The 2,038-nt window shown below is 30.8% G+C and carries 1 protein-coding gene and 2 pseudogenes; all 3 read right to left on the bottom strand.

Translation table 11 applies throughout. The annotated features are described in order from the left end of the window. Positions 1-374: pseudogene (locus tag AB0K82_RS44435) on the bottom strand (replication initiation protein); the annotation flags it as partial. 644 nt (positions 375-1,018) lie between these two features. Further along, positions 1,019-1,207: a CsbD family protein gene (locus tag AB0K82_RS44430; RefSeq protein ID WP_002440614.1), complete on the bottom strand. Its 189-nt coding sequence runs from the start codon at positions 1,205-1,207 to the stop codon at positions 1,019-1,021. Positions 1,208-1,920: 713 nt separating this feature from the next. Next, positions 1,921-2,038 (bottom strand): annotated as a pseudogene (locus AB0K82_RS44425) (replication initiation protein); the annotation flags it as partial.

Genomic DNA, 2,038 nt, shown 5'->3' with positions numbered 1-2,038 from the left:
AACCAAAGCATTTCTTCATGCGTAAGTTTATTCGGATTAAATTCAACACGCATATTACGTCTATCCCATGTATCTGCTTTTACTTTGTCGTATTCGATATAAACTTTTTCCTGCAGTGCTTTAGCTTTAAATTTCGTTTGTAGTATATCCCAAAGTCGAATTTGTGGTTCGATACTCATAAATGACGATAGCTTTTGAGCGTTGTCACGACTGAGATTTCCAACTATTGTCATAGCGTCAAAACTTAATTTAGGATTTTGTGGGTGCACAGAATGCACTCCTAACCGGCTATTAGAGTATCCGGTTGAGGTGTAATTTGTAACTTCTTGTAATGTGCTTTGCTTTGAATGAATTTCTTGCTCTTTTCTACTCATAAAAAATCGACTCCTTAATTTAATTTAAGAAGTCGCCCACCCGAATATTTATCTTGATGTATATTTAAATATCGTTTAGTATTTAAATATACAAATTCATAAAAAACAACTCATGTTTTCTTTTTGGATTGTCGTTCACAAACTTTGGTCGGTGGGTGAGCGACTTCTTTTTATTTGTTTATTAATATAACACTATCAAAAGGCTTGGTCTAATCAGATCAAGTCTTTTTTAGTACCAAAACTTATTACATAATCAAAAATTAATTTTCTTTAGATAATTTATATTGCTTGTAAGCATAATAAACTATAAATGACTGTACTACTACTTGTGCAAAAGATAATGCTATACGAATGCTTTTCTTAGTTTTCTCACTCATTTTCTTCAACTCCTTTTGTTGCTTTATTCCAATTGCTTTATTGACGTTGAGCCTCGGAACCCTTAACAATCCCAAAACTTGTCGAATGGTCGGCTTAATAGCTCACGCTATGCCGACATTCGTCTCCAAGTTTAGTTAAGGGTTCTTCTCAACATCAATAAATTTTCTCGGCATAAATGCGTGTCTTATTATTTATTTTTATTCACTTTAAATAAAAAACGTCCCAAGTATGCTACATAATAATACTTAAGACGTTTTAATTTTTATTTAGTTTTTATCTCCTTTAACTTTATCAATCAAGTCATTAGCTTTATCTTTAACATCATCTACTACTTCTTTGGCTTTACCAGAAGCTTTATCTCCTTTACCTTCTGCTTTTAAATCCTTATTATCAGTAGCATCTCCAATAGTCTCTTTGATATTTCCTTTTGCTTGTTCGAATTTTTCTTCGCTCATTTTCTATTCCTCCTAAATAATCAATGTCTACAATACAATTCTATTATTCAAATACCCTTTTTAAAAGTGAAATCATATCCTTTTTTATCCCATGCATTAAACCTTGTATTATCCCATGTATACAAAATGATTTATGTATTACTCCTTTTCATTTAGAATATCAAAAACTATCCTACAGATAGACTACTCAAAAAATGAGTAGTCTTTTTATTTTGCATTTTAAGCCCTTTCTAGGACATTTAATCATTCCACGTATAAAAATGACTAAAAACTTTTTTTGTTCAACAGAGAGGCTATAAATCATTTTAAAATTTATTTCTCAACACTTTCAGAAAAAAATATGTTTTTTTATTTTAATTATCCTTCTCAATAAAAAGCTAAAACCTGAAAAAAATAGGTGTATAATGTAACTTTTATATTTTAAAATATTTTAAAAGAGCATAAGAGGAATCCTACACAGAAATGTCTCCGTATGTAGCCATTCGGTAGCCGTTTCTGTGCAAAATATTGATTTGACAGTGTCAAATGGGATTCCTATTTATGCGATAAAAATTGTTATATGACTCCCGAACGACTACACAAAAGCTACCGAATAGCTACCCAAAATCAAAAATGACTCCCAAATGGCTACATAAAATCAAAAATAGCTCCCAAATAGCTCCCTTTTTATGGAGCCATTTGGGAGCTAAAAGGGAGTCAAATGGTAGCCATTTTTAAAATAGCTTCTTACCTTTTGTCTGCCAAAATTCTATTTGCTTTTGTAATTGTTTTTCATTTTCTCTTAAAGTCGATTTCATTAATTCCGTTAAATCAACTGGAGATATTTCTTTA

The sequence above is a fragment of the Actinoallomurus sp. NPDC052274 genome (assembly GCF_040679475.1).
Classification (GTDB): Bacteria; Actinomycetota; Actinomycetes; order Streptosporangiales; family Streptosporangiaceae; genus Actinoallomurus; species Actinoallomurus liliacearum.
This window is presented reverse-complemented; position numbering and strand designations above follow the sequence as displayed.

Bases quoted from the DNA above. Each gene is read 5' to 3' on its own strand.
- AB0K82_RS44430 (WP_002440614.1), bottom strand. From the start codon at position 1,207: ATGAGCGAAGAAAAATTCGAACAAGCAAAAGGAAATATCAAAGAGACT.